Annotated in this window: 23 protein-coding genes and 1 pseudogene; 5 read left to right on the top strand and 19 right to left on the bottom strand. The window is 49.0% G+C overall.

Annotated features, from left to right (window positions below; all coding sequences use genetic code 11):
- Nucleotides 1-31: 31 nt before the first annotated feature.
- Genes EQP46_RS18505 through EQP46_RS18485 form a run of 5 tightly spaced genes read right to left on the bottom strand, consistent with a single transcriptional unit; the run spans nucleotide 32 to nucleotide 5,380 of the window.
- Complete coding sequence (locus tag EQP46_RS18505) at nucleotides 32-1,951, bottom strand: vWA domain-containing protein (protein WP_129495055.1); 1,920 nt, start codon at nucleotides 1,949-1,951, stop codon at nucleotides 32-34.
- Nucleotides 1,944-2,909, bottom strand: a complete 966-nt coding sequence (locus tag EQP46_RS18500; protein WP_129495054.1) for a vWA domain-containing protein — start codon at nucleotides 2,907-2,909, stop codon at nucleotides 1,944-1,946. Before EQP46_RS18500 ends, EQP46_RS18505 begins: the two co-directional genes overlap by 8 nt.
- On the bottom strand, nucleotides 2,902-3,429 hold the full coding sequence (locus EQP46_RS18495; protein WP_129495053.1) for a DUF4381 domain-containing protein: 528 nt from the start codon (nucleotides 3,427-3,429) through the stop codon (nucleotides 2,902-2,904). Before EQP46_RS18495 ends, EQP46_RS18500 begins: the two co-directional genes overlap by 8 nt.
- A gap of 2 nt (nucleotides 3,430-3,431) precedes the next feature.
- Complete coding sequence (locus EQP46_RS18490) at nucleotides 3,432-4,427, bottom strand: DUF58 domain-containing protein (protein WP_129495052.1); 996 nt, start codon at nucleotides 4,425-4,427, stop codon at nucleotides 3,432-3,434.
- Nucleotides 4,424-5,380 carry an AAA family ATPase gene (locus EQP46_RS18485; protein WP_129495051.1) on the bottom strand — a complete coding sequence of 319 codons (957 nt, stop codon included), beginning with the start codon at nucleotides 5,378-5,380 and terminating at the stop codon, nucleotides 4,424-4,426. Before EQP46_RS18485 ends, EQP46_RS18490 begins: the two co-directional genes overlap by 4 nt.
- 195 nt (nucleotides 5,381-5,575) lie before the next feature.
- Between EQP46_RS18485 and EQP46_RS18480 the strand changes: the two genes are divergently transcribed.
- Nucleotides 5,576-5,839 carry a TIGR03643 family protein gene (locus EQP46_RS18480; protein ID WP_129495050.1) on the top strand — a complete coding sequence of 88 codons (264 nt, stop codon included), beginning with the start codon at nucleotides 5,576-5,578 and terminating at the stop codon, nucleotides 5,837-5,839.
- Nucleotides 5,840-5,850: 11 nt separating this feature from the next.
- On the opposite strand, the gene EQP46_RS18475 is transcribed toward EQP46_RS18480, so the two are convergent.
- The 5 genes from EQP46_RS18475 to EQP46_RS18455 form a co-directional block, all read right to left on the bottom strand.
- Complete coding sequence (locus tag EQP46_RS18475; protein WP_129495049.1) at nucleotides 5,851-6,654, bottom strand: hypothetical protein; 804 nt, start codon at nucleotides 6,652-6,654, stop codon at nucleotides 5,851-5,853.
- The gene (locus EQP46_RS18470) at nucleotides 6,654-8,444 is read right to left on the bottom strand and encodes a trypsin-like peptidase domain-containing protein (protein ID WP_129495048.1); all 1,791 of its coding nucleotides are present in this window, start codon (nucleotides 8,442-8,444) and stop codon (nucleotides 6,654-6,656) included. Before EQP46_RS18470 ends, EQP46_RS18475 begins: the two co-directional genes overlap by 1 nt.
- A gap of 164 nt (nucleotides 8,445-8,608) precedes the next feature.
- Entirely contained in the window at nucleotides 8,609-9,562 is a 954-nt protein-coding gene (locus EQP46_RS18465) for a ChaN family lipoprotein (protein WP_129495047.1), read from the bottom strand.
- Between the two features lie 150 nt (nucleotides 9,563-9,712).
- Complete coding sequence (gene rlmA, locus EQP46_RS18460) at nucleotides 9,713-10,528, bottom strand: 23S rRNA (guanine(745)-N(1))-methyltransferase (protein WP_129495046.1); 816 nt, start codon at nucleotides 10,526-10,528, stop codon at nucleotides 9,713-9,715.
- 332 nt (nucleotides 10,529-10,860) lie between these two features.
- On the bottom strand, nucleotides 10,861-11,205 hold the full coding sequence (locus tag EQP46_RS18455; protein ID WP_129495045.1) for a hypothetical protein: 345 nt from the start codon (nucleotides 11,203-11,205) through the stop codon (nucleotides 10,861-10,863).
- A gap of 699 nt (nucleotides 11,206-11,904) precedes the next feature.
- Between EQP46_RS18455 and EQP46_RS18450 the strand changes: the two genes are divergently transcribed.
- Nucleotides 11,905-12,954: a hypothetical protein gene (locus tag EQP46_RS18450; protein WP_129495044.1), complete on the top strand. Its 1,050-nt coding sequence runs from the start codon at nucleotides 11,905-11,907 to the stop codon at nucleotides 12,952-12,954.
- A gap of 240 nt (nucleotides 12,955-13,194) precedes the next feature.
- Here EQP46_RS18450 and EQP46_RS18445 read toward each other — a convergent pair whose 3' ends face one another.
- The 3 genes and pseudogenes from EQP46_RS18445 to EQP46_RS18435 form a co-directional block, all read right to left on the bottom strand.
- Nucleotides 13,195-13,548 (bottom strand): hypothetical protein, encoded by a 354-nt coding sequence (locus EQP46_RS18445; protein ID WP_129495043.1) that lies wholly within the window; start codon nucleotides 13,546-13,548, stop codon nucleotides 13,195-13,197.
- 219 nt (nucleotides 13,549-13,767) lie between these two features.
- A complete protein-coding gene (locus EQP46_RS18440; protein ID WP_129495042.1) occupies nucleotides 13,768-14,373 on the bottom strand; it encodes a hypothetical protein in 606 nt (201 codons plus the stop codon).
- A 74-nt stretch (nucleotides 14,374-14,447) separates the two neighbouring features.
- Nucleotides 14,448-14,609, bottom strand: a pseudogene (locus EQP46_RS18435) (arginase family protein); the annotation flags it as partial.
- A gap of 174 nt (nucleotides 14,610-14,783) precedes the next feature.
- On the opposite strand from EQP46_RS18435, the gene EQP46_RS18430 reads away from it, so the two are divergent.
- Nucleotides 14,784-15,587, top strand: coding sequence for a hypothetical protein (locus EQP46_RS18430; RefSeq protein WP_129495041.1), 804 nt, complete (start codon nucleotides 14,784-14,786; stop codon nucleotides 15,585-15,587).
- A 59-nt stretch (nucleotides 15,588-15,646) separates the two neighbouring features.
- Here EQP46_RS18430 and speB read toward each other — a convergent pair whose 3' ends face one another.
- The 3 genes from speB to EQP46_RS18415 form a co-directional block, all read right to left on the bottom strand.
- Nucleotides 15,647-16,570 carry an agmatinase gene (speB, locus tag EQP46_RS18425; protein ID WP_102259977.1) on the bottom strand — a complete coding sequence of 308 codons (924 nt, stop codon included), beginning with the start codon at nucleotides 16,568-16,570 and terminating at the stop codon, nucleotides 15,647-15,649.
- A 56-nt stretch (nucleotides 16,571-16,626) separates the two neighbouring features.
- Nucleotides 16,627-18,546: a biosynthetic arginine decarboxylase gene (speA, locus tag EQP46_RS18420; RefSeq protein ID WP_129495040.1), complete on the bottom strand. Its 1,920-nt coding sequence runs from the start codon at nucleotides 18,544-18,546 to the stop codon at nucleotides 16,627-16,629.
- 633 nt (nucleotides 18,547-19,179) lie between these two features.
- A complete protein-coding gene (locus EQP46_RS18415) occupies nucleotides 19,180-19,686 on the bottom strand; it encodes a YfbU family protein (protein ID WP_129495039.1) in 507 nt (168 codons plus the stop codon).
- A gap of 205 nt (nucleotides 19,687-19,891) precedes the next feature.
- On the opposite strand from EQP46_RS18415, the gene EQP46_RS18410 reads away from it, so the two are divergent.
- Nucleotides 19,892-20,539 carry an energy-coupling factor ABC transporter permease gene (locus EQP46_RS18410; RefSeq protein WP_129495038.1) on the top strand — a complete coding sequence of 216 codons (648 nt, stop codon included), beginning with the start codon at nucleotides 19,892-19,894 and terminating at the stop codon, nucleotides 20,537-20,539.
- A 90-nt stretch (nucleotides 20,540-20,629) separates the two neighbouring features.
- Nucleotides 20,630-20,986 (top strand): GtrA family protein, encoded by a 357-nt coding sequence (locus tag EQP46_RS18405; protein WP_129495037.1) that lies wholly within the window; start codon nucleotides 20,630-20,632, stop codon nucleotides 20,984-20,986.
- 90 nt (nucleotides 20,987-21,076) lie between these two features.
- On the opposite strand, the gene pflA is transcribed toward EQP46_RS18405, so the two are convergent.
- From pflA to focA, 3 genes are all read right to left on the bottom strand, one after another.
- Entirely contained in the window at nucleotides 21,077-21,817 is a 741-nt protein-coding gene (gene pflA / locus EQP46_RS18400) for a pyruvate formate lyase 1-activating protein (protein ID WP_129495036.1), read from the bottom strand.
- Nucleotides 21,818-22,098: 281 nt separating this feature from the next.
- Nucleotides 22,099-24,375, bottom strand: a complete 2,277-nt coding sequence (gene pflB / locus EQP46_RS18395) for a formate C-acetyltransferase (protein ID WP_129495035.1) — start codon at nucleotides 24,373-24,375, stop codon at nucleotides 22,099-22,101.
- A gap of 72 nt (nucleotides 24,376-24,447) precedes the next feature.
- Nucleotides 24,448-25,323, bottom strand: a complete 876-nt coding sequence (focA, locus tag EQP46_RS18390; protein ID WP_129495034.1) for a formate transporter FocA — start codon at nucleotides 25,321-25,323, stop codon at nucleotides 24,448-24,450.
- Nucleotides 25,324-25,489: the final 166 nt, after the last annotated feature.

Raw genomic sequence — 25,489 nt, 5'->3', positions numbered from 1 at the left:
CAATGCAATTCTCTGCTTTGTCATTGTGCGTTTACCATGAATTTTCTGTTGGCGCTGGCATGTCTTTCTGCCTCGCCTGTAAAAGCATTTGTGCGCGGATCAGTCCCGCGGTGTCATTCGGCACTTGCTCAAGTTTTTTCAACACTGGGTGGCTGGCGGAAAGGCCATCTTGATTGTCGCCTGCTTCTGCGCTTTCTCCTTGCGCGTCAGCTTCAGCGCCTTCTTCACCTTCTTGGGGTTGGGATTCGGATGCTTGTGCGCCTTGAGCCTGCTCTTCGCCTTGCTGTGATTCTGACTCAGCTTGGCGTTGCGCGTTTTGCTCTTGTTCTTGCTCGCCGTCAGAGGACTGTCCTGATTGTTCGTCTGATTGGGCGTCGCTTTGTTGCTGGTCAGATTGCCCTTGCTGATCGCTGTTTTGTCCCTGTTGTTGGTCTTGATTCTGCTGACCTTGTTGGTCGTTGCCTTCTTGGTTTTGACCGCTGCTCTGATCCTGAGACGATTGGCTTTCATCGCCTTGCTGTTGATCACCTTGTTGTTGATCGGATTGCGATTGCTCTGACTGTGACTGATCAGACTGTTGGCCGGATGAATCTTGATTTTGCTGCTGTTGCTGTTGTTTTTGCTGCAACGCCTGTTTGACTACATCCAAATTCTTTTGGGCATCAGCATTGTTTGGGTCGTTTTTCAGCACAGACTCAAAGGTTTCTTGGGCTTTTTCCAGCTCACCGGCTTGAGCATAGGCATTGCCTAAGTTGTAGCGAGAGGTCGGGTCATCGAGCGCCGATAGCGTATCGATTGCCCCTTGGTAATCCCCGTTTTTATACTGGGCGATGCCTTTCCATTCTTGGGAGGCAAATCCATTTGCGGCTTGCTCAAAGTCGCCAGATTCGAACTGAGCGTAAGCCTGTTGATCATCGGTTTGGAACACGGCAGCCGAGACGGGATGAATCGGCACCATCACAAACATTAACGCCAGAACAAGGCCACGACGAAATCCCAATAGCGCCAGCAAAAGCACCGGAATAATCAGCCAGAAACCCGCATTCAAACGTTCTTCCACCGACTTGCTTTTGCCCTGTGCTGCGCCGTCCATCGGTTTTTCAGTGAAGGCAACAATGTTGTCGACATCGCGGTTGGTCGGTTGCCACATTTGCAAAATTCCGCCCGTTGCCTTGGTTATCGGCGACAAGGTATCCAACGTGACTTTTGCCACCACGGGTGTGCCGTTTTGTTCGATCAAACTGCCGTCTGGAAGCTGAATCGGCGCACCTTGCTGCGTGCCAATGGCGAGTACTGACACGCGATACTGGCTGCCATCCAAGGCCTCTAACGTGGCCTTGGATTCGCGCTCGGTCATGCCATCTGTGATCAGCACAATGTCACCGTCGGCGAAGCCTGCTTGCGAAAGCAGCTCCATCGCTTGCACCACGCCCGCAGCGGCATTGCTGCCGGGGATCGGCATGATCTCTGGCGAGAGTTCTGGGAGCAGGGTTTTCAACGTTGATGCATCGTCCGTTAATGGGCTGATGATGTAACCGTCAGCGGCATACGCCACCAAACCTGTGCTGCCTTCTTTCCAGCCGGGCAACATGTCTAATGCTTTAAAGCGCGCTTGTGTCAGGCGATTTGGCGACACATCGGTGGCATACATGGAGCGTGACATGTCCATGACAAGCACACGCGCCCCCGCCAGGTTCACGGCAGGCATTTCATTTTTCTGCCAACTTGGGCCAGCCAATGCGAGCACACTCAGCAACCAAGCAATCGCTAACACGGCAAGCGGCCAACGTTTTTGTTTTCCTGATTCAGCGCGGTTGCCTGACAAGAGCTTGGAAAGGTGCGGGGCGATCAAGCCCGATGTTTGTGCCTTTCCTTTCACCCAAGGTAATAGCAATGCCAGCGGCAGCGCCGCGAGTAACCATTGGGGATACATAAAGGTAAAATCAGCCATGGCGCCTCCTTACCACAACAATCACCACCGACAACACCAGCGCAAAGGCCAGCGGGAAACGGAAAAGCTCATCACGCGGACGCCAGGTTTGTTGCGCGCTGGAGATGGGTTCAAGTTGGTCGATGATTTGGTAAATCGTTTCTAATTCTTTGGGATCGCGTGCGCGGAAATACTCGCCGCCTGTCATCTTGGCAATTTGCGTCATGGTTTTTTCGTCGAGATCTTGCGACGGGTTCACCACGCGAGAACCAAACAAACTGCGTTGACGCATTTGTTCTGCACCCACACCAATGGTGTAGATGGTGACATCGTTGTCTTTTGCCAGTTGCGCCGCTTCCAGCGGCTCGATAGCACCTGCGGTATTCGCACCGTCACTGAGTAAGATGATCACCCGTTGTGGCGCTTTGCTGTCGATAAAGGTTTTGGTTGCAACGCCCAGCCCTTCACCAATGGCCGTGCTTTTGCCGATCAGGCCGAGAACCGCGCGATCAAGTTGTTGCGCCACTGTGTTGCGATCCAGCGTCAGCGGGGTTTGCAGATAACCATGATCTGCGAACAGCACCAACCCCAAACGGTCGCCAGAGCGCTTTTGAATGAAATCAGACAACACGCTTTTCACCGCTGTGAGGCGGTCTGTGGTGCTGCCGTTAGCGGTTACCATGTCCTCAATGTCCATCGAACCTGACAAATCGACGGCAAGCATCATGTCGCGGTGTTCGGGCTGGATCTGAATCGGGTCGCCGTACCACATTGGGCGCGCCAAGGCGGTGACGAGCGAGAGCCAGAACAGCGCCATCAAGACATGCTTAATGCGGCTGGTGCCTTGTTTCTCGCCAAGCCCTTCTGGTAAGCGCGGCAAGTGAATGGCGGCAGGGCGCGGAATGGGTTTCGCCAATTTGAACACCAGCCAAGGCAAAGGAAGCAGGGCAAACGCCCACCACCATGTAAATTCAAACATGGTTTTCCTCCTTCGCTGCAGGTGTGTATGAAGATGCGCGCGAGGCCTTTGGCGGCAAAGCGTGTTTAAGCCAGCGTTCAGTGAGCGCTTTACACGTCGCTAGCTCAGTGTCGGATAACCCTTCTTTGGAGAAAATGCCTTTCTGCCAAAGATCTTGGTGGGCGGAAAAGTCGTGTTTACCATCAGGATGTTTCGACGCGGGCAACTGTTCGTCAAGAAAGCGAAGCCATGCAGCGCCGGTTAAACCTGCCACGTGTTCACGGTCGAAATAGCTTAATGCCGCGCGTTTGAGCAGGGCGTTCATGTCAGCCAAAGCGGTGACTGTGTTCAGCGCTTGCAGAGCTTCTTTCTGCGCGCGGGTTTTGTTTGCTCGTGCGCGAAGCCCGATAACAATGGCGATGATCAACGCCAGTGTTGCGGCGATAACCAGCCACCATCCCCATGCCAGCGGCCACATGCCCGGCGCGGTGTGAAGGTGGATATCAGCCAAAGGAAGTGTGTTTGGCGTTGGAGTCGTCATGTTTACATCGTTGCCTTATTCGTGTTCTTACCCAGTTGCTGCAACAGGGACTGTGCAGCGGTGACCGAATGCAAAGGGATCGCCAGCGATCGCGCCAATTCGACGATAAATGCTTGGTGACGTTGATACTGCTCTGCTAACCCATCACGGGTTTTACGGGCAGAGAAATCAAGCCATGCGGTCTGTTTGCTGTCAGCCACCAATTCATGCCCACGGAACGCGGTTTGTCCTTGTTCGAGCGGATCAGAAACCTGAATGAATTGGATGCGATTATGCTGCCGCAATTGGCTCAGTCGGCGCTTGTCTTCCATCGTCAGGGAATAGAAATCACTGATGACGGCAATTTCGCTGCCTTTTGGGCACAAGTGGTGCAAATGGCGCAGCATGTTTTGCCAGCCTTCTCTTGGCGCGCTGTTATTAGATGCGCTCTCAACGGCAGCAGTATCCACAGCCAGCATTTCTGCATGGGCTTCCATCAAGGCATGAATAATGCTGAGCGGCCCTTGCTGTCTTGCCGTCGGTTTGCATTCGCGTAAACGCACGCCGTTATAAATCACTGCACCGATACGATCTTGCTGACTCACCGCTAACCAACTCAGCAAGCTGGCAAAGTGCGCGGCTTGCACGGATTTCAGCATCAACTGCGAACCAAACTTCATGCTGGCACTGAGATCGATGGCGAGCATCACTGGCTGTTCACGTTCTTCGGTGAACAGCTTGGTGTGCGTTTTCCCCGTGCGCGCAGTGACGCGCCAATCAATCGAGCGAATATCATCACTTGGCTGATAAGGGCGCACCTCAGAAAAGTTCATGCCGCGGCCTTTGTGTCGGCTGCCATGTTGCCCGCTCAATTGCGACCAAATGCTGAGCGCGGGAGGTAACCAGCGCACCGCTTGTTGTCGATAATGAAGCAGTTCCGCCAAACACAGGTTCACGCCATCGCTGTGCGCGGGCAGCGCCTGTGCAGGGGAAGCGCTATGGGCGTTGCTGACACTCATACACTGGCAACCTGACCAATGAGGTGTTGCACCACGCTGTCAGCATCAATGCCTTCCGCTTGCGCTTCGTAGCTCAGCAACAGGCGGTGGCGCAGCACAGGGTAGGCCATGGCTTGCACGTCTTCCGGGGTCACGAAGTCACGCCCCGCAAGCCATGCGTGAGCACGGGCACAGCGGTCGAGTGCGAGTGTGGCCCGCGGGCTGACCCCCATTTGCAACCATGCCGCCAACTGATCGCTGTAGCGGCTTGGCTCACGGGTCGCCATCACGAGGCGGATAATGTATTTCTCCACGTCGTCAGCCATGTGAATGCCAAGTACCGCATTGCGCGCTTCAAAAATGCTCTCTTGATTGATGTGAACAGGCTGCTGTTTCTCCACCCCCAAGGCTTCACCACGGTTCAGACGGAGGATGTCGAGTTCACTCTCTTCGTTAGGGTAATCGACGTTTAGCTGCAGCAAGAAACGGTCTAGCTGCGCTTCAGGAAGTGGGTATGTGCCTTCTTGTTCGATCGGGTTTTGCGTCGCCATCACCAAGAAAAGCTCAGGCAATGCATAGGTTTGACGCCCCGCGGTAATTTGTTTTTCCGCCATGGCTTCAAGCATCGCTGCTTGAACTTTGGCCGGTGCGCGGTTGATTTCATCGGCCAGCAACAGAGAGTTAAAAATCGGCCCTGCTTGGAAGGTGAACTCGCCCGTTTCTGGACGGAAAATGTCTGAGCCTGTCAGGTCTGACGGCAGCAAGTCGGGGGTAAATTGAATGCGGTGGAAATCGCCTTCGATGCAATCAGACAAGACTTTCACCGCGCGTGTTTTTGCCAATCCCGGCGGGCCTTGTACCAAAATGTGTCCGTCGGCTAACAAGGCAATCAGCAGTTGTTTGACGAGCTCAGGTTGGCCGATCACCTGACTTTGCAGGTAAGCGTTAAGACGTTGAAATGTATCAGCTAGCATGGCGAATATGACCTTGGTGTATCGAAAACAAAAGGAAAAAGATGAATCTCAGACCGCGTTCGAGGCGAGAGGTTCCACCTTATTGATATGGAGCGCGATAAGAGCGCTTTCAAGGGCGGAAAAGAAGACGTGTCACAGAACATAAACCAAAATGGTGTGTGCGCCGTATGTTTGACTCGAACGAGGAGAATATCGATGAAACATACGTTTAATGACGAAGAGACTTCACGCATCATCGAAATGGCGTGGGAAGACAGAACACCGTTTGAAGCCATTGCGACCCAATTCGGCTTGATTGAAAGCGATGTTATTCGCTTCATGCGCTGTCATTTAAAAGCGGGCAGTTTCAAATTGTGGCGCAAACGCGTGTCGGGCCGAGTAACCAAACACGCGATGCGACGCCCAGAAGGCATTGAACGGGGTTACTGTTCGACGCAGTACAAGCACCGCAGAAAGTAACATTCCCGGTGCTAGTTAATTTCAGGTTTAGTAAATACATCATCTAATGCAGAAATGAGGGTTTCTTCGCTGGCGATCCAGCCGACACCATTCACTGAGCGTAGGAAGTACTGGCCCGATGGCGTCGAGAAAACGGCTTCCACAGACCCTTGCATCCGAGTAATGCTGCCTACGGGGTGCCCATGATCATCAACAAGCTCCCAATTCGTGACACCTTGCTTCCACGCTTCCTCTGATTTCACGATGACCTGAATGCGCTCTTCTCCCATCTCGGGAAGCGAAAAACGCTGTCCTGGCGTCAATGTGTCTAAGTTGGTGTCATCAAATTCAATGAAGTGCTTTTTATCCATGGATTGCACATCCGTGTAATTTTCAAAAACCGATTTAGCACTTTCACTGGCGCGCCACAGTGTCAGATCCACATCAACGAACGTTTGTATCGGGGCGATGCTGTTATTGCGATTGTCGCTTCCCTCCAATGCATTGGCGTTTTTTTCTGCGAAAGCCGACACATCAGCGTCGAGTGCATCCAAGGTGTCAGATTGCGGCGCAACCAGCTCAAACTGCGCAATAGGCGCAGTGTGAGTGTTTTCTCTATCCGATGAAGATCCTTTCAATTCTGGTGAAAGAATAGGAGCCTCCATCGGTTGCACCGCGAAACCGTTTTCCATTGCTTGTTTCTCGTCATTCTCATGCAACGTGCTTTCTTCGGAAACAGGCGAAGATGACTCTGCCTCCCATAGGGAGGGCAGAAAAGAAACAATGACACTAGAGATAAGGCTAATGATGCCGATAGCGATCAGATTACGTTTCATTATTGGCCAGCGTGCTCTAGGGCTAATTTGAACGTTAGTGTTTTATTGAAGCTTGAATGCCAGCCTTTTCCTGCAATGTTAAATAAGCTGTCGTAGCTTCCTTTTGGCAATGAAGTGTTATCTTCTGCGGAGTAAGACACACGCAATTGGCCGTATTTCGCGCCGTTTGAGCAATACACACCATTGTTCATGGTTGTCCAGCCGCATCCTGCATAGCGAGATGCGCGTAGCGTCACCGTTTGAATTTCTTTGGTATCGCGGTTTACGGCTGGTACGTTTAACGTCGACCATGTATTGAAACGACCATGCCAAACGCGTCGCGTTGCATCACTGGTGGTTTCACCTTCGCTCAAGTAATACACCGAACCGTTGACGGTGTTGTCATAGCGAACTGTGGTCACGGCGCTGGATTGCGTGACAGTGCCTTCGATGTGAGAGGCGCCATCGACAAGAATGCTGGTGTTGAGGTTGATCGCGCTATTGTAGCTGTGGTCATGCCAACCTTTTGCATTCAGCGAGAACGTGCTTTTGTACAATCCAGCGGGCGCAGCTTGGTTATCAGAGGCGTTGTACCACACTTTCAAACTGCCTTTTGAGGCGCTTGGGTAGCAATACACGCCGTTATTAATTTCACCCCAGCCACAGTAGGTTTGGCGTTGTGAACGCAGCACGATGTTATGCGTGCCGCCCGTGGTTTGGTTAACCATCGGCACCGTAAGAGGGGTGTAACCACGAGGGTATGCCCATTTGCGGTTTGTTGGGCCTGACACATTGTCACCCGCAAGGTAATACACCGTCCCTTTTACATTGGCTTCAACATCTTTCAGTTCGACCGCTTTACTTTCGGTTAGCGTGCGAGAGCGTGTAACCGTATTGATGTTAGGGAAGATGCGTTTCACCCATGCTTGGTGCGGCGCGACACGGCCGTGGCCTGAATATTGGCTTCCCCATCCAGCCCACCATGATGTAATGCCCATCCCGACAAATTGGCCTTCACGCCATTGCCATGTGGTAGAACCGCTATCGCCCGGCGCAGCGTATGCCCAAGCGTCTTCGGTGTTTGCTTTGTTACGTAAACAGCCGCCAACATCTTGCGTAACGTTTGCAGCGCCATAAGCGCGACCTGAAGACAGCCCCCCAAGGCTGGGTGTGCCTTGACGACCATAGCCAGCGAGTGTCATCGGTTGACCAACATAACCGTTAAACTTAGCGTCATCGGCATAGATAGGCTGTGGCACTGCACTCCCATCGCTACTGATTGGGTTCGTGAGCAAAGGTATCTCGAGAATGGCTAAGTCAGATTGACACCCGTTGTAACCGATGAAGTGGTTCGTGGACACACCGGATGCGACAAGGCGACCATCGCCCGTGCGGAAAGAAATGTTTTGTCCTGTGTAAGAGGATTCTTGTGATTTGTTATCCCCAGCGACACAGTGCGCGGCCGTAATGATAAATGCGGTATCCCCATCATTGCCAAGCCAGGTTGCGGTACAGAGCGCGCCACCGGCGACAATGCGACCGACAGCTTCAAAACGCGGTTCGAGAGAAATCGCTTTGAGGTGGTCATAAACTTTGCGAACAACGGTGTTTTCATTTGAGAGTGAGCCGCCGAGCTCTGTGTATTTCGCATCACTGACACCCACAGCGAATGCGCCTGTTGAGATAGAAGATGCCAATACGGCTGAGGCTAAAAGCGTCGGAATTAAACGTGTCGGAATAAAAAAGGAGCGATGTGATGTTTGATTTGATGAGACTGCGGCCACTGAAGCCAGTGTTTTAGTTGTTTGCATTTCCCTGCACCTTGACGTTGTCGATTACGTTTTCCGGTGCATCTTGCGATATTTACGCCACTCAAGGGTTCTTGATGATGAGATTATTGTCATGATTAGAATGTGGTTATGTAACCCTGAGTGGCACTATTTCTGGGTGTTTTGCCTCCGTGTTTGGCTATGCACTATTCACAGCTGAGAGATTTTCTCGATGTGTGCCGCATCTTGCCAATCGCCGCATTCATCTCTTCTTCGGACAGCCATTGCTCTGGCAAGGGTTTGACGATCAAACGGTAATCGTCAACGTGATTGGGAAGTGGATCATCCTCGGTTTGCGGCGAAATGATCGCGATCTTTAACTCAGGGTTGCGTTGGTGGATACGGCTGGCAATCCCTAACCCTTCCTCAACGTGAAAAGCCCCAGCCACATGCATCACCGTGAAATCAGGGTGTGTGGCGAGAAAGTCCACGATGCTTTCCGCCATGGTGTCATCCCACGCAATTTGGGCGAGGTATTGGTTCTTGGTTTTCTCTTCATCGCCATGAAACATCACCGAGAAGAACTTTTCTTTATAAGGCGATGCCTCTGACGACAATTGCCGCGCCACATGCTGGCGTTTATCAGCAGGTAGGTTGTCGAGGTAGCTTTCCCCTTTGGATGACAGGCAGCGCACGATGTCTTGCGTGGTGTTCGCCGCAATCACAGGCAAGGCTTGCTGCTTGGCGATTTCCATTAAAGGTCGGTAATCACTGGCGTAATTCGGCCATTTTCCGGTGTAACTTGTTAAGGCGTGTTCACCTCTGTCGCCGTTCAGATACGCATCTATCACAGGTTGGGCAGGGCGTGAGAATTGCTCCATGGACAGCGCCGTCGCTGGGCGTCTTTCCGCCAAGGTCGCCAGCAATTGCGCTTGAAACAGATGAATGCCCGGGTGCGTGTGCCATTCGCCCACCAAAATCACGTCGGCGTCGCTGACCGCATTGGCAAATTCGTTTAAGGAATAGGGCGTGCCGCCTGACGATTCAATGCGGTAATCGTACAAGGTGGTGGCAGGAACGGGCGTTTTTTGCAGGTCTAGCGGATGGCTACAAGCAACCAGCAAGGTTGTCAGGCATGCGGAGAAGAAGGCACGGGTCATAATGCGAATCCATCAGTGAGAGAGTGCTTCTTTCAAACTACCTCAAGATGCACCACTCGGCGAGTTTCACCGTGGATTAAATCACATAAACAAAACGCGGCTCGCCTGTGACCAGAACGAACCGCGTTGCGCTCAAAACGAGAAAAAGGCTTAGGCGTTTTTACGATAAACGCGCAGTGTGAAATCCGCTTCGCAATCAAAGGCGGTTGCGTCTTTCAGGGTTTGCCACAGTGATTCTGGCGCGCGCCACGCAAACGGCGTCATTTGCAGCAGGGTGGTTGCATCGTCACTGTTTAAGATCATTGGGTAAGCGACAGACTGCTCCGCTTCCAGTTCAAAACCTGGCAAATCTTCCACCGCCACATCGTGCAGTTTCACCTCTGAGTAGATGCCTTCTTTCAACTGGTAAAGATGGCGAGGCCCCGGGGTTACAGTGACAACAACGCCGCCGCTTTTCACGGTGCGCTGCAATTCTTCACCGTTACACGGCGCATAAATACGCACAACCGCGTCCAGTTGATCATCCGCAAACGGTAAGCGTTGGCTTGATGCCACAAGAAAATCACAGGCAGGGTAGCGCTTCGCCGCATAGCGGATCGCGATTTTTGAAATGTCTAAACCAATGACCTTGGTGTTCGCCATTTGCGCATCAAAGTAGCTGGTGTAATAGCCTTCGCCACAACCGATATCAAGCAGCTGCGTGCTGCCTTCTTTGCTGACCAAACCACGCAACAAGTCACTCACCGCATCGCGCATCGGTTGGTAGTGCCCGCCGTTTAGAAATTGACGGCGTGCTTGCATCATCTCTTTATTGTCACCGGGATCTTTCGAGCGTTTGTGCTGAACAGGCAACAGGTTTACGTAGCCTTCTTTAGCCAGATCAAACTGGTGATTGTTGGCGCATTTGTAGGTGCGCTCAGAAAGATTCAGCGGCTGCTGACATAGCGGACAAAGATAAGATGACATAGTGACATTTCGACAAGGATGGATGAGCGGCAAGGATACGGTGCAAGGGCTAGGGGTTCAAGCAAGGAGAGGAGAATAGAAAGAGAAAATTACTCGGGAGGCACTTTGAAAACGATAAACCGCTGAGTGCGGCATACGCCTCAAAGCAAAACAAATGTAAACGATGTGTCTGGTCAGATATGTAAAGGATGTCTCGGGTTTTACTTCTTTCCGCGGTTGTTCAGCTCTTGATCCTCCCCACTTTTCAAGGGGGGAGTTAGAGGGGGGTTATGGCTGCGGGCAAGTGTTTGGGTATTGATTATTTCAGCACAGGCTCATCAACATAAACGTTGTCAGTGAAATGAACTTTTATAGATTCTATAGAGTTTTTTCAACTCATCTTCATCAATGACTCTCGCTTCAGACACATTGTCTGAGAGTATATCCATAAAACTAAGTATATCAGCGGTCGTTAATTCTTTTTGTTTCGGAAAAAATTCTTCTGGTGTAACCGAGAAACTTAACCAACTCCGATCATCATCAAATACAATATGGGAACCCCATTTACAGATGAATAATTCCCCTTCTCGCTCACGCCAGACAACACTTATGTGGTAGTAGTAAGAATCCTCATCAAACCACTCATAATAGGGATATTCATCTCCATCTTCATCCTTGAAGGTTTTGTCATAGCTCATAGAAAATATTTCTACCGTTGCGACAGTGGGTGCTTCGGTATTGTGCGATACATCGGTAAAGGTGTCTGTACCAATAGTGAAAAAGATTAACGCGGACAGGCACTTTTAGAAAAAGCAAAACCGGTATAAACCCTATGTCCGATCAGATATGTAAAGGGTGTCCCCCGGTTTACTCACATCTCGGCTTGCAAAGCTCTTGACCCTCCCCACTGTTCAAGGGGGGAGTTAGAGGGGGGTTATGGCTACGGAGAGCAGGTGTTTGGGAATTGACGCTGAATGGTTTTTGGACAATTTTGAGCTAGCGTTAGTGACTAACTCAAAAGTGGACAGAAACGTGTTTCGGAAATTAGAATATTAGTACTTCATGAATTACTTAAAGTATGGAAAAGTCGTACGCTTAACTTGGTGTCCAAAGCTAATGTTGCAATTCACAACAATGGCCAACCTGCACGTTATCTATAACTAAAACGAGGTACTCGATATAAAGATGCTATGCTACCGATACCACTACATACTGCTTACATACCAAGGTAGTGCTGCATGTCTGTAAAGGTGGCTTCTGAACCGAAATTACCATAAAGCTAGTTTAGATCGAAGAAAATCATCATAAGATTGATTTATGAAATAAGTTACTTGAAGAGTGAGCGTAAGCATTTAAAATCTTTACCCATATTCTTAAGCAGTGTCAGTAATGAAAATATGAAAACTACTTTTAAAATTGGATTGGTGGTTGCTTGTGCACTATCCATTTCAGCATGTCAAAGTACCGCAACACAAACAGCAGTCTCTCAGAATGAAAAGCTACCTAAGTTCGTTTACAGCCCTCAAGGTCAAGAGCAGTTTGTTTTCGCAGAGGTTCCTGACAAATTACAAAAATATGCATATGCAGATCTATGTTTTCAACTACCGATAAAACACCCCTCTGAATGTGGATTAAACAAGTTGGACTACAACAACTATGTTGGGAAAAAAGGATACTATGTAGATACACCAGAGAAACAATATCGTGGTGGATATGTATTACGAGAGGCTGTATTAGAGACTGGTGAGGTTGTATACCTAATGTCTTCTACTAAGTACAAGCATGTCGGAAAGAGTTTTATAAGTTTGGCTGAACACAATAAAGTATCTAACTTTGAGCCAGAGCCAATTACCGAAGGTTCAGTTGTGACTATTACTGGTTACAGTAAACTTGCAACGGACAGGTTAAATGTGAGTAGCCAGAATACCCACTCTTTCACAGAAAATGAAATCAAAGCTATCCAACGTATAGCATCGAAACACCCTAAAAACGGAGCACGTATTGCAGACTTATTGACAACGCTAAAAGTTGATTATGATGCTTTTGAGGGACGAACAATTATAACTCATTTACCCTTCAATAATAGAGAATCATATTTATCACTAAAAGTTATTATTATGGATAATGGGAAGTTTTATCCATCGGTAACGTCATTCTATAAAGCTAAAGACTGGTTATTTGTTGATAGTTATTCGGTATCGGCTGATGGTTATCGCTGGAATAGCGGCTCATTAGAGTTCAAGAGAGATCATGCGGGTGGGACCATATGGGAGTGGAATAACTCTTCTTTAAATAAGAAACAAAGAGAAATGTTAATTAAAATGGCATCCTCAGATAAATCGATTATTCGATTTAGAGGCAAAGATTATTACGATGACTATGAATTAACAAAGCTTCAGAAAAAAGAACTGTCATCTCTACTGGAGGTGGTAGAGTTAATGGAGTAAATGGTAAATTCAGCCAAACGATATTATACAAAGGCGCTCATTTTGAGCGCTGTTTTGTATCTGTGAGAACTATGTACCTTTTAAGGAGAGTTCAAATTCGGACTAATAGAATGTGAATGATCTTTTACTCTAACGAATTTCGGGGCAAGAATGACTTAGAGTTGGTGCTCCAAGCCATGCAGATTGGATAAACTGGATTTGGTGAAAACCTAGCTTATTTCAGTTTATCTCTTAATTTTCTTATGGTGTAACTAACTTAGGCTCAGAGAAGCTACAAGTAGAACAAGTATAAACTCTTTCCATCGCACCTAACCTACCCATAGTTTTGTGTGGTTTTGTTGAAACCAACTCAAACGAACGGTTATTGCACTTGGGACAAAGTTCACCAGTCGCGCTGGTTAATGCATTCAGCTTTTCCTTTAGTGTTGCATTTTCAGCGACCAAGTCAGCGATTTTAAGTTTGGAATCTGCTAACTCTAAACTTAAATCTGCCAATACATTCTTAAACTCAGCATCCTCTATAGTTTTCCCAATCTCACGTAAACGAGTCGCTAATGAGAGCGCTGTAGAAAATGAAGACAGTAAATCCGCCATGGCTTAACCCTTATTTAATCTATAAACATATATTTTCAAAAGAGTATCATGACTCAATCTAAATATACCAACGGGAGAATACGATAGGATCGAGTATTTATACACACCTCTCGTTTGGCATTAGAAAATCTATCTAAAACTCTCGGCGTGAATCTGATGACGTTAGCTTTTGCCAACACGGAAAGGGGCAACCCTAAGCCAGCAATGCAATCGTAAACTTCAAGAATGATGTGGGCTAATTTCAGGTAGTTTTAGCTGTTGTCTCAGAATGTCATAGACCTCTTCCATGCCGTCGATGCAATCAAACACGGTATCATTGTTGAAATGCCTACCTGATTGTCTTGCTAGATCTGAGGAGACATCGAGCAAGTGTTTCGTGTACTTGCTTTCTTTTCCAGTCCAGAAGCGCACGGTTCCAAAAGGCTGACCAATAAATCGCGTCACTTGAATTTTTGTTTCAGGCGTAAATTCAATGGATAGTGAACTACCACCGAGGTTTTTCCTCTCTATGATTGCCCGCTTATTGGTTACGACATAAACCGTATTTTTCCGAATATATTGGTCGTGAATTTGTTTACCGTATAGGAAATAGAACAAGGCCATTGCCAACAAAAAGAGTGGCAACGCACTGGAAGGTGTATCAGCGATAGATATTGAACCGATGAGAACGATAGGGAGAAGAATCACCAGTAAAGTGATGTTAGAACCCATTGACGTCGAATCTCCTTCTCTATGTATCCGCCCTTGATGAGGCTGCCCGCACCACAATACGCGTTCAGACTCTTCTAAGGGTGTATTGACCTTACTAGCATCAATGGTACTCACACTTACTCCTTAATACCTTGAGATCGTTCAGACAACAAAAAGCATCCGTGACACCGTCGCACAAAAAACAACCCCTAGCAAATGAACAAATCCCATCGCGCCTCAATTTGAAAATGGTCGGCTTCTGATTCGCTGCCCATGTCGTATGTGTCGGTGTGGGCATCGAAGTGAATCAGTGCCATTTCGCCGAATTGCTTTGCGTGTGAGCGCTGTAGGGGCAGGGTCACGAAGTGGTCGCGGTTTTCGTAGAGTGTCTGTCTCTATGTTTCTGTATGGTGATAAAAGGTTCTAACTAATTGAGACCAGAGTTTTTTTGAGCGCTAAAAATTAGGGTGCTATCGCCTAACTATTTGCCGAGAGAAACACCGTGAAATAAAATACGCGTTTAAATATCTGATTGGACGAAACAAATGAATATCGGTGAAGTGGTTGAAGGCACTATGGGCAATGTGAAACAGCGCTTGTCCAGCCCGTTTTTCGGTGCACTTCTCATTGCTTGGTTATGGGAAAATCACCGAGGAATAGGTGTTTTTTTGTTTTCTGAAGCTGACCAACGTTTAGAAATAATTAGTAACTATGACATTACATCAGAGTATGGAGCCATTGTATCAACTTTTTTGTTTGCGATGTTCGTTTTCTATTTTGTGATGCCTGCTATTCAGTTTCTCTATCAATGGACTTATCGCTTGTTTTTAGGAGTTCGTTTATCTCGTGCTCTTTTGGAGCAAGACAAAGCAATTATTGATGATGAGGTCGAGGCGGAAAAAGAGTATCGCCGGAAATTGAAATTTGATCAGCTTGGTGATTGGAAAGCCGAAAAGGTAGGGATGTCATCAAAAATTGAAGAACTTGAGTTCGAAATCAACTCCTTGAGGAAAGAATTAAACTTCCATGAAGATAATTTCAAAGATTTGAGTAACAGCAGTGAGTCTCGTATCAGCTATTTACAAGATGAATTGCAATCTACACGGCGGGAGGTTTCTGAATACACGAAACGTCTAAAGAAACACTATACATCTTTGGATGAGGTTCTTTGCGAAGCTGAAAAGACGATTGGTGGTATCACGCCCGACTCGATCAAGCTAAGTACTATTCGAAAGGTTATAGCTGCGATAGATAGAGAAGATCTTTCAAGGTTAGTTCAAGGCTTAGAGTACTTGGGGAAAAATAAGGTCGTACGAGAACTTCGGCAAAATCTCTCTAGCGAAAAATAAGCTTAGTTATAAAACAAAAACACCCGCCAATGCGGGTGTTTTTCCTAAATGAGGCTGAATCACTTCGCCTTGCGATTCGCTGCCCACACATGAAGCAGGTCAGTCGCAATGGTCGCGGCTGCCAGTGAGGTCAGTTCAGCGTGGTCGTAGGCTGGGGCGACTTCTACCACATCCATACCAATCAGGTTGATGCCTTGCAGGGCGCGGATGACTTTCAAGATCTTGTCCGTGCTCAAGCCGCCGCATACTGGTGTGCCTGTGCCCGGTGCGTAAGCAGGGTCAAGACAGTCGATGTCGAAGGTCAGGTAAACCGGACGATCGCCCACGCGGGTTTTGATCGCTTCCACGATTTGATCCACAGACCAATCGTTCGCGGTTGCGGCATCCACCACTTGGTAGCCCAAGGTGTGGCTGTGCTCGGTGCGAATGCCGATTTGAATAGAGCTGTGTGGGTCAATCAAACCTTCGTTTGGCGCATGGTAGAACATGGTGCCGTGGTCGTACTGGCTGCCCATGTCGTAGGTGTCGGTGTGGGCATCGAAGTGAATCAGTGCCATTTCGCCAAATTGCTTTGCGTGTGCGCGCAGCAGGGGCAGGGTCACGAAGTGGTCGCCGCCAAAGGTCAGCAAGGTTTTGCCTTCTGCCAGCAAGCTGGTGGCGTGGGCTTCTAGGCGTTCACACATTTGGGCTGCGTCGCCGCAATCAAACACCAAATCACCACAGTCAGCGATTTTGATTTCTTTGGTGAGGGAGAAATCCCACGGCCAGCGTTTGCCTTCCCACGCGAGGTTGGTAGACGCTTGGCGAATCGCGCCAGGGCCCATGCGGCTGCCAGAGCGGCCTGTGGTGGCCATATCAAACGGCACACCGGTAATAACAACGTCTGCATCGCAGCCTTGTGGTTGGAACACCAAAGGTTGGCGCAGGAAACCGAACGCGTTGGCGTACAGTGAGTAATCTGGGAAATTGGCGAGGGTTGCCATGAGTTAAATCCTTGCAAAAAAGTGGCTGCCTACGTCTGAGCAGGCAGCCAATGTCATTAACGGTTTTGGTGAATGTCTTCGAGGTAGGTGTAGCCTTTCAAACCTTCTGACAGTTCGAACAGAATAGATTCTTGCTCTTGTTCTGGCAGGGCTTTCACCATTTCTTCGTATTGGCTCAGGAACTCGTCTGCTTCCAAGTGCACATAACGCAGCACGTCGCCCACGGTGTCGCCGTGGTGGATGGAGGCAATCTCGTAGCCGCCGTCTTTGTTGGTGCGCACAACGGCGGAGTCGGTGTCACCGAACAGGTTGTGCATGTCGCCGAGAATTTCCTGATACGCACCGACAAGGAAGAAACCAATGCGGTACGGGGATTCATCACACCACGTCGGCACGGCAAGGGTGCTCTCGATGCCTTGGCCTTCCACGTATTGCTCAACCGCGCCATCAGAGTCGCAGGTGATGTCGAGCAGCACCGCGCGGCTTTCCGGCGCTTTATCCAGCTTTGACAGCGGCAGAATAGGGAACACTTGTTCGATGCCCCACGCATCTGGCAGCGACTGGAACAGCGAGAAATTCACGAAGAATTTGTCGGCGAGGCGGCTGTTTAGCTCGTCCAATACTGGGCGGTGTGCGCGGTTCTTGTGCGACATTTTGCAAGACAGTTCGTAGCAAATACGCAGGCTGATTTGTTCTGCCCATGCACGGTCAGCAAAGTTCACCAAGCCCATGGCGAATTGCATGTGCACTTCCGCCAGATCGTTTTGGTTGTCGTGGTAAATCTCGACCAATGAGCGTTGATCGGTTGACTGGCTCAGGTCTTTAAACGAGCGCCACATGTTGTGCAGGATCTGCGATGCGTCTTCTGCAGGCGCAAACACTTCTTCACGCTGGTAGCTTTCCACGCCCATCACATCGGTGATGAGTACCGCGTGGTGCGCGGTCAGGTTACGGCCTGATTCAGAGATAATGCGCGGCATTTTGATGTCGAAGGCTTTACACACATCACCGATGGTGAAGACTACGTTGTTCGCATACTCGCGCTGGCTGTAGTTCATTGAGCAACTGCTTTGGCTACGCGTGCCTTCGTAATCGACCGCCAAGCCGCCACCTACGTCGAGCGTGGTGATGCCTGCGCCCATTTGGTAAAGCTCAGCAAACACACGCGCTGCTTCGTTCACGCCTGAGCGCACGTCACGGATGTTGGCGATTTGCGAGCCGAGGTGGAAGTGCAACAGTTGCAGCGTGTCTAGCATGTCTAGCTCACGCAGGCGGTTCATGACCGTCATGACCTGAGACGCTGACAGACCAAACTTAGATTTCTCGCCGCCGCTCGCTTGCCATTTGCCTTTGCCTTGGGACGCCAAACGCGCACGCAGCCCCAGACGCGGTTTCACGCCCAGCGCTTTTGCTTCCGCCAGTACGGTGTCTAGCTCAGAGAGTTTCTCGAGCACGATGTAGAGTTCGTGACCCAGCTTTTCGCCAATCAATGCAAGACGAATGTATTCGCGGTCTTTGTAGCCGTTACACACGATCACCGAGCTGGCTTGCTGTGCCATGGCCAGTACCGCCATCAGCTCTGGCTTGCTGCCTGCTTCAAGGCCGAGTTGGCGTTCTTGGCTGGCGTATTGGCTTTTCAGAATTTCGCCGACCACTTCTTTTTGCTGGTTCACTTTGATTGGGTAAACCAGCAGGTATTCACCTTCATAGCTATAATCTGAGATGGCGTCGTTGAAGTGGGTGCACAGGCTGTCTACGCGGTGGTGCAGGATCTCAGGGAAACGCACCAGCACAGGCAAAGATGCGCCTTTGGCGATCAGTTCATCTGCCAGCGTAGAAAGGGCGATGTGGTTGTCCGGTTGGTTGGTGTCCGGACGGGCAACCACGTCGCCTTGTGAATTAATGTCGAAGTACCCTTGGCCCCAATATGGCGTGTTGTAGACATCACGGGCGTCGTTAATAGACCAATCACTCATGTTCTTTCCTCATACGGTGATTGGGTACATGCCAAATAAGCCATGCGCAGTGAGCTGCAAAGCAACGGCATATACCGAAAATTATGGAGATAACGATTGCGATAACGCGAACGGTGTTAGCTGAGACGGCTCATTGAGCGTGCATGTCTCGCGCTCACGGTAGCGTCGGATAGATCAGGAAATTCGCGTCATGGCGACGTGTCCGCCTCGATGCGGATTTTTTCCTGCGCGCCGTTGCCGAAAGGGGCTTGGGTTGATGTTGCGGTTGGATCGTAGCTGCGGAGTCGCAAAGGGTCATCAGGCTAAGCACCTGATCATCATGGTTTGCGAAAGGTTTCATTTTCATTCCCACACAGCCGTGCTGCAGACAGGCACGGTATGAAGAGACAGTGGCTTGGATATGTGCGTTATTTCAATTGGTTAAGCACAGTAACCAGCCTGTATACACCTCGTCGGTATGATGGAACCCTTTGGGTGCATGGCGATTAGACAACCGTTTGCCAGTGGGTGCAAATAAATTAATTTGCGCATTACGATGAGTAATTTTAATGATGAAAAGCAGGCAATAAAAAGCCCTCGTCCAATCAAGGTTGAGGGCATTCTCAGGGTGTTTGGGTATCGTGTTAAACGCGATTACGCGCCCACGATTTGGCAAAGCTCGTTGCCACATAGATGGTACTGACGAGGGCACTTACGCCACACTTGCAGCATGCGCTGGTATTTTGCCAGCATCGGCGTTTGGCTGTTGAAGTGGTGCGAGCCTTTGTCGAATTGCGGGTAAAGGCCTTCGTTGTCTGTGAGGAAGCGAACATAGTGCATCAGTTGTGCTTCTGTCGCGGCATCAAAGCCCCAGAATTGCAGGCGACGTGCGTCAACATCACATTCGCAACGGGTGCCGTCTTCCAGCATGCGGTAAGATTCCTGAAGTGCGTGGTGCATCTCCATGATATCAACCACCTGGCGGCACAGGTCTTCTGACATTTCGCCGAAATCTTTGTCCAATTCACGCATTTGCAGAGCGTAACCACGCTCTACAATGGTTTGTAGGCGCTGATATTTTTCCGCGTTTTGTGGATCAAGTTGTGACATCAAGGTGTATTGGTTAGATAGGATTAGACGCTGAGCGTGTGTCATTTCCATGGTTGTTGCCTCAAAAAGATAAAAATTCTTTATCCAAACAATCTCTTAGTTATGTGTTTGAGGTGAGAAGTTTGGCAATTCATGTGCCACAGATTAACAGTTGGTGTGGTTCTTTTTTTTGATCTGGACACAGGTTAGTTACGCTTTTTAACGTGAAATTTCACAAAATAGTCGACGTTTGAGAGCGAAAAATAACAGGGATTTTATGTTGTATTGGCAGGTATTTGGTTGGGCTGTTTTGCTGGTCATGCTTTGGCTTTGTTGGCCAAGGGATGGGTGGCAGAAAATGCGCCAAGACAAAGGCTATCAACACTTGGTGTTTGCCAGTGGCATTGTGCTGTTTTGTTTGTGGGCGCTGAAAGCCGGCATTCGCGAAGGGCTGGATATTCACTTTCTGGGGATGACGGTACTGACGCTCTGTCATGGCCCAAGGATCGCGGTGTGGATTGCCATGATCCCGCTTGCCTTGATGGTGGGCTTTGGCCTGTTACCGGCGATGGATGTGGGGCTCTATGCGGTGACCACGGCGGTGATTCCCGCCTTTGTGAGTTACGCCATCTTCTGGCTTTCCTACCGTTACCTCAGCCGGCATCTGTTTGTGTATATCTTCATTGCAGGCTTCTTCAATGCGGCGTTCACCATTGTATTGCATTTGATCGTGGTGTCGGCGGGGTATTGGGTGTCTGGCCTGTATTCATGGGAAACCATTACCCATAACTACTTGATGCTTGCCGTGCTGATCTGGTTCCCAGAAGGCCTGCTCAATGGCATGGCGGTGACGCTGATGTCTGTGTATCGGCCACACTGGCTCCGCACGTTTTATGACAGGGAGTATTTGTCGCCGGATCGATGAAATGCAGCGCGCGCATTGACCTTTTTTCCACCTCGACGCCGTTAGTCTTGTTTGCGGGGAGTCATGGGGCGATAGAAAGGAAATGCGGTAATGGCGGAGTTTCGTCGATTTATGGGGGTAGGGTTATTCAACACTGCGCTTGGCTATGCCCTTTATGCATTCTTTCATCTCTTTCTGAGTTTCACTCAGGCTTATACCGTGTCCGTCGCTATCGGCATTGTGGTGTCCTACATGCTCAATACCAAAATGGTGTTTCGAAGCCGCATTTCCCTCAGAACTGGCATTCTCTTTCCTGTGGTGTGTTTCGTGCAGTATCTCTTGGGGATTTGTTCGCTGAGGTGGCTGGTGGAGCAGGGCGGCATTCATGACTTGTTGGCACCTCTGTTGGTGCTTGGATTGACGGTGCCGTTTGGCTTTTTTGGTTATCGGTATGCGCTGAGGGGATGAAGCTATTTAGCTATGTAGCTATGTAGCAGGGAAACAGGGAAGCGGAATCATTGGCTTGGGCGAGCACCCAAGCCAACAGAGAATCTGGATTTAGTACATCACTTTCAAGCCGTAGCTTTCTAGAATGTTTTTCAGGTTTTCCATGGTTTCTTTCTTCGGTGGACTCACGTCTTTTAGCTCGTACTCATAGCCCAGTGCTTCCCATTTGTGAGCGCCTAGCTGGTGGTACGGCAGCATTTCCACTTTCTCGATGTTTTCCATGTCTTTGATGAATTCACCCAAGCGGTGTGCTGAATCTTCATCGTCGGTGTAACCCGGTACAACGACGTAGCGGATCCACGTTTTTTGGCCGCGCTGGTGAAGGTAACGTGCAAAGTCCAACACACGCTTGTTTGGCACGCCTACCAGGTTCTGGTGAATGTCATCGTTGATCTGCTTCAGGTCGAGCATCACAAGGTCGGTCACGTCCAGCACTTCATCAATCACGTCGGTGTGCTTGCGGATATAGCCATTGGTATCCAGACAGGTATGAATCCCTTCTGCTTTGGCGGCAGTGAAGAAATCGCGCACAAATTCAGGCTGAAGCATGGCTTCACCGCCAGACGCCGTTACGCCACCACCCGATGCGTTGATGAAATGACGGTATGCAAGCACGTCTTTCATTAGCTCTTCAACGGTCACTTCACGTCCGTCATCGAGATCCCATGTATCGCGGTTATGACAGTACTTACAGCGCATCAAACATCCTTGAAGGAACACGATGGAACGAATACCCGGACCATCAACGGTGCCACAAGATTCAAAGGAGTGGATACGGCCATTTACCGACATGAGGTTCTCCAAAAACTACTGTAAAAAGTAAGGTGTTATTTTATTACAGTTCTGTGCGTATCTAAAGGGAATAAACAGAAAGAGGGCAAGGAATCTCAAGGTGTTGAGGGTTGAATGTAAGATCAGAAAAAATCGACGTTTTTCCCATCATACAGAATGAGAATCGCTGTCATTAAGCCACTGTGAACTGGGCGAATAACTACGGAGACGTTGGCGAAAGAAAGGCATAAAAAAACACCTCCGCATGGGAGGTGTTTTTTATCACTCAGTGAATGCTCAGATTATAGAGATTCAGTGAATGTACGTGCGATGACGTCTTTTTGCTGTTCAGCAGTCAGAGAGTTGAAACGCACAGCGTAGCCCGATACACGGATAGTCAGCTGTGGGTATTTCTCTGGGTGCTTAACGGCGTCTTCCAGTGTTTCACGGTTCAGAACGTTCACGTTCAGGTGTTGACCACCCTCGATGCCTGATTCGTGGTGGAAGTAACCGTCCATAAGACCAGCAAGGTTCGCTTTCTGCGTGTCGCCATCTTTACCTAGTGCGTTAGGCACGATAGAGAAGGTGTAAGAAATACCGTCTTTTGCGTGAGCAAATGGCAGTTTACCTACAGACGTTAGTGATGCTACTGCACCTTTCTCGTCACGACCGTGCATTGGGTTTGCGCCTGGTGCGAATGGTGCACCTGCACGACGACCGTCAGGGGTGTTACCTGTCTTCTTACCGTATACCACGTTTGAAGTGATAGTCAGGATAGACTGAGTAGGTACCGCGTTACGGTAAGTTTTCAGTTTACGAATCTTGTTCATAAACTTCTCAACCATTTCACATGCGATGTCATCAACGCGTGAATCGTTGTTACCGAATTTCGGATAGTCGCCTTCGATTTCGAAGTCGATTGCGATGCCGTCTTCGTCACGAACTGGTTTCACTTTCGCGTACTTGATAGCAGACAGTGAGTCAGCCGCTACAGACAGACCTGCGATACCACACGCCATTGTACGGTAAACGTCACGATCCATCAGCGCCATTAGCGATGCTTCGTAGCTGTACTTGTCGTGTGAGTAGTGAATCGCGTTTAGTGCGGTCACGTACTGTGTTGCCAACCAATCCATGAAGCTGTCTAGGCCAGCCCATACTTTGTCGAAGTCTAGTACTTCGTCAGCCATAGGCGCTTGCTTAGGACCAACTTGAAGTTTCAGCTTCTCATCCACACCGCCGTTGATTACATACAGTAGTGTTTTAGCAAGGTTTGCACGCGCGCCGAAGAACTGCATGTGCTTACCGATAACTTGTGGAGATACACAACATGCGATCGCGTAGTCATCGTTGTCGAAATCTGGACGCATTAGGTCATCGTTTTCGTACTGGATAGATGACGTGTCGATAGACACTTTCGCACAGAACTTCTTGAAGCCGTCAGGCAGTTGCTCAGACCAAAGAACAGTGATGTTTGGCTCTGGGCTTGGACCCATGGTGTAAAGCGTGTTCAGGAAGCGGAAGTTAGTACGGCTTACTAGTGTACGACCGTCAACACCCATACCACCCATTGATTCTGTTGCCCAGATTGGGTCACCAGAGAACAGCTCATCGTACTCAGGCGTACGTAGGAAGCGAACCATACGCAGCTTCATTACGAAGTGGTCGATCATTTCCTGTGCGTCGATTTCAGTGATCTTGCCAGCAGCGATATCACGCTCGATGTACACGTCTAGGAACGTAGAAGTACGACCTAGAGACATTGCAGCACCGTTCTGAGATTTAACAGCAGCTAGGTAACCGAAGTACAACCATTGAACAGCTTCTTGAGCAGTTGTTGCAGGACCAGAGATATCTGCACCGTATTTCTTCGCCATTTCTTTGATTTGGCCAAGTGCACGGTATTGCTCTTGAATTTCTTCACGCAGTTGCATGGTCATTTGTAGATCGTCGCCAGCTTCCAGTTTCGCTTGTAGCGAATGGAATTGCTTAGCTTTGTCCTTCATCAGGAAATCTACACCGTAAAGTGCAACGCGACGGTAGTCACCGATGATGCGGCCACGGCCGTATGCATCTGGAAGACCAGTCAAAACACCAGACTTACGGCAGTTCATGATATCAGGGGTGTAGATATCGAAAACGCCTTGGTTGTGTGTCTTACGGTATTCTGAGTAAATCTTAGAAACCATTGGGTCAAGCTCGCGATCATACGCTTTGCAAGAACCTTCGATCATGCGTACACCACCGTTAGGGATCAGTGCACGTTTCAGTGGCGCTTCAGTTTGCAGACCAACGATCTTTTCTAGATCTTTGATGATGTAACCAGCGTCATGAGCAGTAATAGTAGAGATAACTGAAGTATCGAAATCTACTGGCGCGTGAGTTGAGTTCTCAAGCTTGATGCCTTCCATTACTTTGTCCCAAAGCGCGTTAGTCGCTTCAGTACCTTCAGTAACTAGGAAAGACTCGTCGCCTTCGTATGGGGTGTAGTTCTTCTGGATGAAGTCACGAACGTTAACTTCAGTCTGCCAGTCGCCGGCTGCGAAGCCTTCCCACGCTTGAGTAAATTGCTCTGCCATGATGTACCTACCTGTTTAAATTCAGTAGAAAAGAAAATATAGAGATTCGCGTCGTTTGAGTTCAGCTATGAATTAGCTGTGACTTTGTTCGCCACGAAGATGAATCAGCCAGTAAGTCATGCCTACAAGTAGGCCACCACCAATGATGTTACCGATGGTCACTGGAATAAGGTTATTCAGGATAAAGTTGCTCACCGTTAGGTCGGCGAAATCTGCTGCACTATACCCTGTTGCTGCCCAAAATTCAGGGCTCGCGAAGTTATTAATCACGATACCCATCGGGACCATGAACATGTTTGCAATGCTGTGCTCAAAGCCTGCTGCAACAAACATAGCAACTGGAAGCATCATCACGAGAATCTTGTCTGCGACACTGCGGCATGAATAGGTCATCCATACAGCTAGACACACCATGAGGTTACAAAGCGTGCCGAGAACAACGGCTTGAACAAAACTGTGGTGCAATTTGTGCTGGGCAATTTTCATTGCGTTGATGCCCCAATCACCATTGCCTGCCATGTGCTGACCCGCCAGCCAAATCATGACAACAAAGAAAAGCGCACCCACCATGTTACCGAAGTAAACGGTGACCCAGTTGCGGCTCAGTTGTGCCCATGTGATTCGATTATTGGCTTTTGCGACAGTCGTTAATACGGTAGAGGTAAAGAGTTCACCGCCACAAACAACAACAAGAATAAGGCCGAGGCTGAAGGCGATACCGCCAACAAATTTGACGAGACCCCAAGGCGCATCACTCGCACCTGCGGTCACTGTGGTGTAGAAAACGAAAGCAATAGAAATGAATACGCCAGCAGTGATGGCGAGGATAAAAGATTGGAAAGGCGCTTTAGTTGCCTTGTAAACCCCGACATCTTCAGCTTTTTGCGCCATTGCTGGCGGCATCAGTGCGTCAAAAGGGTTGGTTTGAGTCTTCACGATAGTACCCACTGGTCTCCAAATTTCGCTGAAAGAATAGTACCAGAGGCTTGTTCCATCAAAATTGATTTAGATCATTGTTGTGAAATTTTATAACATTTAAAACGGCGATTTTTGGCTTAAAATTTATATGTTGTTGATATTGTTAAATATAAAAAATTTAAACATTTTCAAATAA

Origin of the sequence: Enterovibrio baiacu (assembly GCF_004120195.1) — a bacterium.
Classification (GTDB): Bacteria; Pseudomonadota; Gammaproteobacteria; order Enterobacterales; family Vibrionaceae; genus Enterovibrio; species Enterovibrio baiacui.
The sequence above is the reverse complement of the archived record's forward strand: the minus strand, read 5'-3'. Positions and strand labels throughout refer to the sequence as shown.